A 6,028-nucleotide genomic window follows, 5' to 3' on the forward strand; every position below is an offset into this window, starting at 1 on the left:
ATGGTGCAAACGAACAGCTATGTGATCGAGAACGATGCGGGTCTCGCGGTGCGAACCCGCCTCAACGAGGTTCTGGCGGCGATCCAGTCGGCCAATGCCGGAGCCACGCCGCCGACCGCGACGCAGCCCGGCATGATCTGGTTCGACACCAGCACCAGCCCGCCGGTACTGCGCATCCGCAATGCCGGCGACGACGGCTGGGACGCGCTCCTCGACGGCGGTGAATATTGAGGCGTCAGCTTTGGCCGTGCGACCTCTAATCTTGGGATCGGGCCGAGGCCTTTTTGTAAACCGCCCCACGTTCCCGTTTGCCGACGGCCACGACAGTCACGATGACCGCGTCCTGCTCGACACGGTAGACCAGCCTGTACCCAGCGGATCTGAGTTTGATCTTGTAGTGCTGATCCAGGCCGTGCAGCGCGTCCGCCGGCACAAGAGGTTGCTCCAGACGTTGCGCGAGCTTTTTCTTGAACTGTTGGCGCACCGTCTCACCCAGCTTGCCCCATTCCTTGAGGGCACTGGGCAGAAACTGAAGATCAAAGCTCATCCAGAGCGACCGGAACGGGGCGTTCGTTCATCCGCGCGCGCGCGGTGCGGATCAGCGCGAGATCGTCGAGCTGTTCCATCATCTGCTCGTACATGGCCACCGGGACCATATAGGCCATCACCCGGTTGTGGTTGAGCACGGCAACAGCTTCATCTGCGGCCTGATTGATCACGGCCGTGGGGCTTCTTTTAAGGTCCGACACACTGACGGTTCTGTTGGCTTCCATCCGTTGCATGGGGTTCTCCGGCGCTGGGTCGATTGGGCTTTTATTTAGTACTTAATATAGCTCTTTTACAAGAGCTGCAAGCATGTATCCCAAACCCCGAAGGGGACACCATGACCGAAAACAGCTTCATCGAGACCATCAATACGCTGTTCGGCGGCGCACTCACCACGCTGATCGGGGCATTCACCGGCCGGCTGATGTATCACTCGGGCGAGGTCAAGCTGGGCCGGCGGCGGTTCTTCGGCAAGGAGCTCTTGTGGGAGATCCCGGTTGCCATCGGCATGGCGATCATCGGCGAGGCGGCGGCGAATTACCTCGGGCTGGGCCAGCCGGTCAGCACCGGGCTTGTGGCCACTCTGGCCTACCTTGGCCCGCGCGGCGCCGAGGCGCTGATCTGCAGCTGGCTCGGGCGCAAGAAGTAGGATCGGTCTGGCGACACATGCCAAAGATACATCGTGAACGCCTTTCGCCATTCTTGACGGGTGTTTACAGCACCACCACAACTTGCCGGTCAAAACGTCAGCCTGTTGTCCCGTGCTCGTGTCTGCGCGGAGAGGTGAAAAATGTGAAGAAAGACGTTGTAACTAAATAACCATAACTGGAGACTGGAATGAAATTCAACGTATTTGCCCTTGGACTGGCCGCAACGGTTGCTTTGGCCGGGACTGCTTCGGCAGAGCCGCACCGGCCTCCGGCTTCGGACGCAACCACGAGCACGACCAAGGGATTTATCGGCCTGAACTGGACTTTTGGATCGAAGGCCTCGGGCCCGGAAGCGGTGATCGGCGTGGCGCACGGCAATGTGGACAGTTCGGGTGAGATGAAAGGGGCAAAGGCGGCCGTTCACTTCAATCTGTCGAACGACTTTGCTCCCGGCAAGGTCAAGCTCACGGGTCTGTTCGGCAAAACAGATGCGCAGGCAGAGATTGGTCTGGGGTATAATCTCGGGGATCTGTCCTGGTTCGGTGTGGTCGGTGTGAATATCAACTATTTGTCGGGCGGGGCAGACATCGGCTCTTCCGGCCAGCTGGACGGCTATATCGGCATCCACTCGATCGGGGAGTTCGACACGCCGGTCAAGGTAACAACTCTGCCACCGACATAAGGCACCACAGGCAGGCCGAACTGCAGGACCCTACCGCCTGCAATCTGTTCATACAGACTGACTGTTCATATAAACCGAAAATCTTGACCGCCGGGACCAATTGCATGGTCCCGGCGTTTTTTCTGCGGCCGTCAGCGCCTGCACATCTTGCCTGGCACATGATCTGATCGATGTGCCGGGGCGCTCACCTTCACGGCCTGTCCTTGCCATTGTGAACCCGTAAGCGGAACGCACAGGCCAACATTCCCCTCACAAACACCACATACCCCGGCATCAGCGATGCGCGGGCCTGAATGAGTTCTCTATGACGCCCTATGATATCGCCCGCACCTATATCGGCACGACCGAAGGCCCGGGCCCTGCGGACAATCCGAAGATCCTCGAGATGTATGCCACCATCGGTCAGGACTGGGTCGAACATGATGATGTGGCCTGGTGCGCGGCCTTTGTCGGGCATTGCCTCGAGCAGGCCGGTCTGCGCTCGACGCGGAAACTGACGGCGCGGTCCTATTTGGAGTGGGGCGTGCCGGTGGAGCTGGCGGAGGCGCAAGAGGGCGACATTGTCGTGTTCCGGCGCGGCAGCTCGTCCTGGCAGGGCCATGTCGGGTTCTTTGTCGCGCAATCCGGCCAGATGATCGAGGTGCTGGGCGGCAAGGTCGATGTGGCCGAGGTGGCAGACGCAGCTCCCTGGACGGGGATCACCGGCAAGCCGTCAACCTTCCCCCCTGCGACCCACAGCCATCCGACCAGCCAGGTGACGGGGCTCGATGCCGCCCTTGCGGCCAAAGCCCCGCTGGCCTCGCCGGCGCTGACCGGCACGCCCACCGCACCCACGGCCGTATCCGCGACCAATACCACGCAGCTGGCCACAACCGCATTCGTGCAGGCGGTGGTGTCCGGTCTGATCTCCGGTGCCCCCGGTGCGCTCGACACCCTGAACGAGCTGGCCGCAGCCCTTGGCGATGATCCGAACTTTGCCACCACGGTGACGAATGGCCTCGCCGGCAAGCTCGGCGCGGCCAGCAACCTGGCCGATCTGACCAATGCGGCCACCGCCCGGGGCAACCTCGGGCTGGGCAGCCTGGCGACACAGGCCGCCAGCAATGTCGCGATCACCGGCGGCAGCATTACCGGCATAAGTTTTGATGGCGGGACCTTCTGACCGCTGCAACCACCCATTCCCCCCTGGCTCGGATGAGCCCATGAACAGGAGGCCATATGGCTATCAGGATGAAACGCTCGGCCGTGCCGGCCAAGGTGCCGACCACCGCCCAGATCGAGCTCGGCGAGCTTGCCGTCAACACCTATGACGGCAAGCTCTATATGAAGAAGAACAACGGCACTGACGCCATTGTCGAAATCACGCGGGCAGCGGCGACCCAAGCCGAAGCGGAGGCAGGCACCGACACCATCAAGGTCATGACGGCCCAGCGGGTGAAACAGGCGATCTACACGTTCAGCCCGCCCCCCGTGGTGATCGAATATCTGGTCGTGGCGGGCGGCGGGTCAGGCGGCGGCGCCTACTATGCAGGCGGCGGCGGTGGCGGTGGGGTGCTTGCAGGCGCGATGACGTTGCTATCCGGGGAGGCGGCGGTTGTTACGGTCGGCGCGGGTGGTTCGGCCCCTCTGCCCTTGGGCGGCGTCGGGACCCGTGGCGGGAACTCCAGCCTCGCCACAGTGGTTGCCACCGGGGGCGGCTATGGTGGCTCTTACACCGGGGCAGCGCCCGCAAGCGGCGGGTCGGGCGGCGGCGGCTCTCTCTACCAGTATTCCGCCGGTAGCTTTGGTGCGGGGATCGCCGGACAGGGTAAAAACGGGTCAATCGGGGCAAACAACTCGGGCGGCGGCGGTGGCGGCGGCGCAACTGTTTCTGGCGGTCCCAGCTCTGCCGGTCGGGGCGGCACGGGGGGCGCCGGGTTTACCTCGGACATCTCCGGCACCCCGCAGGTCTATGGGTCCGGCGGCGGTGGCGCGTCCTACACCTCCACACTTCCCGGCCTTGCGGGGGACAACGCAGGCACTGGCGGGTACAGTCCCGCGGGGGCTGCAACAAGTGGCGTCGACGGGTTCGGTGGTGGCGGTGGCGGTCAGCGCAACGACGATGATTCCGGGTCCGGTGGCAGTGGCGTGGTCATTGCCCGCTACCCCGGTCCCCCCATCCTGACGGGCGGCACGATCACCGAAGTCGGCGGCTACACGATCCACACATTCCTGTCCTCCGGGACGCTTGCCTACTGACGGGGGTCCGTAATGGCAAAATTTGCACAAATCGACGGCACACTGGTTACAAATGTGATCCTCGCCGATGCCGCGCACGTCGCCACTCTGAAGGGCGTCTGGGTGGAAGAAACCGGGTCTACCGGCCTGGCCCGCTCCGGCATGGCCTATGACCCGGACACAGGGGTATTCCAGGCGGACGCTCCCTATACGGAGGCGGACCACCTGCACGACCTGCGAAAAACCATGGTCTGCTCCCGCCTGCAAGGGCGCCTCGTCCTTGGCCCGGACACCTGTGCCGCCCTCGATGCAATGGCCGAGGATCCAGACACGCTCTGGGCGATGCGCGAGACGATCAAGAACGCCGGCGACTGGCGGCGCCTAAGCCCGTCGATGGACGAACTGGGTTACCTGCTGGGATACTCGCACGAGGCCATGGACGCGCTGTTCAAACAAGCCATGGCGATGCAGGTGTGATCCGCGAATATTTTTGGAACGCATGATTGGAAACGACTGAATTGGCGGGTTTTGCTCCGGGGCAAGCTTTCTGGAACCCGGCACTATTTTAGCTGTGCCGAGGTAGTTTATGGCCGACTGAACACGCGGCGCAAATTACGTTCGCTCTCGTTCGCACTACGCCTTCGGCGGGGGCGTCTTTTTGATTTGACCTGCTCCGGATAGGGTCCGAGGCTATGATTGACCATAGCATAGATAGCCGCGCAGCGCCCCAATCCGTCAGCCCAACCGAACCCGCACTTCAGGCGGGCTCCTTTGTTTCCGGAGGACACCATGACCACGACTTTCTTCAACCACTGGCGCGAGGTGCCGGAAGGCAATTGGCGCTGCTCAAATTTCTCGCCCGCCGAATTCGCCTGCTGCGGCACCGGCAAACTGCTGAAAAACGATCCCGCGCTGGACAGGCAGCAGGCCCTGCGCGACCGGCTGGGCAAGCCGCTGATCGACCGATCGGCCTATCGCAGCCCCGAGCATAATCGTGCCGTCGGAGGCGCGAACCGCTCGAAGCACATGGACGGTGCGACCTTCGACATTACCATCACGAGCCACGATCCGGCGACGTTCGAAGCGGCGGCGCGCGCTGTCGGCTTACTGAACGTCTCAACACACGGAGAAAACCAGTGAAATCCAACGACGGATGCTGGTAGCAGCGGCTCGCCGTCCTCGGGATCGCAACGAGCTGGTTGAGCGGCTGCGCGACGGCGGATTTTGAAGCGAACGGCGTGGGGGCATGTCCGCCGGTCGTGGACTACAGTCAGGAGTTTCAGGCGAGGGCGGCGGAGGAACTCGCTCTGCTGCCGGACAGATCGGCCGTCGTCGAGATGATGGCGGACTATGCGGTGTTGCGGGAGCAAGTGCGCAGCTGCAGATAGAATCGGGTTCGCTTCCTGGTCTTCAGACCGATCTGCAGAATATCGGTCACTCGGAATGTTTGATGTCCATTTCGCCAACTTCAAGCTGCCTGCTGTCCGAGAGCCGCCAGGCTCTGAGAAGCTCAACCGTTGTCGCCAATTGGTCGGTCTTGCGCAGTGAACACTCCCACACCGTTGCCACCCGCCATCCTGCCTCTATCAACTGGTCCCGTATGGCGGCGTCTCGGATCACATTCGCATCGAACTTCGCCTGCCAGAACTCTGGACGCGTCGATGGTATCTGGCATCCGAGTCCAGCTTCTACCGCATCCTGCGCGCGGATGGTCAGCAGCATCACCGTGGCCGAGCCAAGCCCCCAGTCCGGCGCAAACCACCGACCAGCTATCTGGCCAGTGCGCCATGTGAGGTCTGGACCTGGGACATCACGTGGATGCCCGGGCCGGTGGCAGGCATGTTCTTCTATCTCTAGGGCACCTCGATTTTTGACTTATTTCGCGATTATGAAGTAAGTGCGTCAGCCTGTGGTGGGTATCGGAATGGGTTAG

At 62.4% G+C, this 6,028-nt stretch carries 10 protein-coding genes; 7 read left to right on the forward strand and 3 right to left on the reverse strand.

Annotated elements, in window-relative coordinates:
- Nucleotides 1–231 (forward strand): hypothetical protein (locus ACEN2R_RS20475; protein WP_442044731.1); only part of this gene is annotated, 231 nt, incomplete at its 5' end.
- 25 nt (nucleotides 232–256) lie between these two features.
- On the opposite strand, the gene ACEN2R_RS20480 is transcribed toward ACEN2R_RS20475, so the two are convergent.
- On the reverse strand, nucleotides 257–547 hold the full coding sequence (locus ACEN2R_RS20480; RefSeq protein WP_442044732.1) for a type II toxin-antitoxin system RelE family toxin: 291 nt from the start codon (nucleotides 545–547) through the stop codon (nucleotides 257–259).
- Nucleotides 537–782: a type II toxin-antitoxin system Phd/YefM family antitoxin gene (locus ACEN2R_RS20485; protein WP_442044734.1), complete on the reverse strand. Its 246-nt coding sequence runs from the start codon at nucleotides 780–782 to the stop codon at nucleotides 537–539. The genes ACEN2R_RS20480 and ACEN2R_RS20485 overlap by 11 nt, the downstream gene beginning before the upstream one ends.
- Nucleotides 783–883: 101 nt before the next feature.
- Between ACEN2R_RS20485 and ACEN2R_RS20490 the strand changes: the two genes are divergently transcribed.
- From ACEN2R_RS20490 to ACEN2R_RS20515, 6 genes are all read left to right on the forward strand, one after another.
- The gene (locus ACEN2R_RS20490) at nucleotides 884–1,195 is read left to right on the forward strand and encodes a phage holin family protein (protein ID WP_442044736.1); all 312 of its coding nucleotides are present in this window, start codon (nucleotides 884–886) and stop codon (nucleotides 1,193–1,195) included.
- A gap of 188 nt (nucleotides 1,196–1,383) precedes the next feature.
- Nucleotides 1,384–1,878, forward strand: a complete 495-nt coding sequence (locus tag ACEN2R_RS20495) for a hypothetical protein (RefSeq protein ID WP_442044737.1) — start codon at nucleotides 1,384–1,386, stop codon at nucleotides 1,876–1,878.
- Nucleotides 1,879–2,182: 304 nt separating this feature from the next.
- Nucleotides 2,183–3,040 (forward strand): TIGR02594 family protein, encoded by an 858-nt coding sequence (locus tag ACEN2R_RS20500; protein WP_442044738.1) that lies wholly within the window; start codon nucleotides 2,183–2,185, stop codon nucleotides 3,038–3,040.
- Between the two features lie 56 nt (nucleotides 3,041–3,096).
- A complete protein-coding gene (locus ACEN2R_RS20505) occupies nucleotides 3,097–4,116 on the forward strand; it encodes a glycine-rich domain-containing protein (protein ID WP_442044739.1) in 1,020 nt (339 codons plus the stop codon).
- Nucleotides 4,117–4,128: 12 nt separating this feature from the next.
- A complete protein-coding gene (locus ACEN2R_RS20510; RefSeq protein ID WP_442044458.1) occupies nucleotides 4,129–4,572 on the forward strand; it encodes a hypothetical protein in 444 nt (147 codons plus the stop codon).
- Between the two features lie 312 nt (nucleotides 4,573–4,884).
- A complete protein-coding gene (locus ACEN2R_RS20515; RefSeq protein WP_442044741.1) occupies nucleotides 4,885–5,235 on the forward strand; it encodes a D-Ala-D-Ala carboxypeptidase family metallohydrolase in 351 nt (116 codons plus the stop codon).
- A gap of 294 nt (nucleotides 5,236–5,529) precedes the next feature.
- Here ACEN2R_RS20515 and ACEN2R_RS20520 read toward each other — a convergent pair whose 3' ends face one another.
- Complete coding sequence (locus ACEN2R_RS20520; RefSeq protein ID WP_442044743.1) at nucleotides 5,530–5,817, reverse strand: hypothetical protein; 288 nt, start codon at nucleotides 5,815–5,817, stop codon at nucleotides 5,530–5,532.
- Nucleotides 5,818–6,028: the final 211 nt, after the last annotated feature.

The organism is Pseudogemmobacter sp. W21_MBD1_M6 (assembly GCF_052119585.1).
Lineage (GTDB): Bacteria > Pseudomonadota > Alphaproteobacteria > Rhodobacterales > Rhodobacteraceae > JBGQOJ01.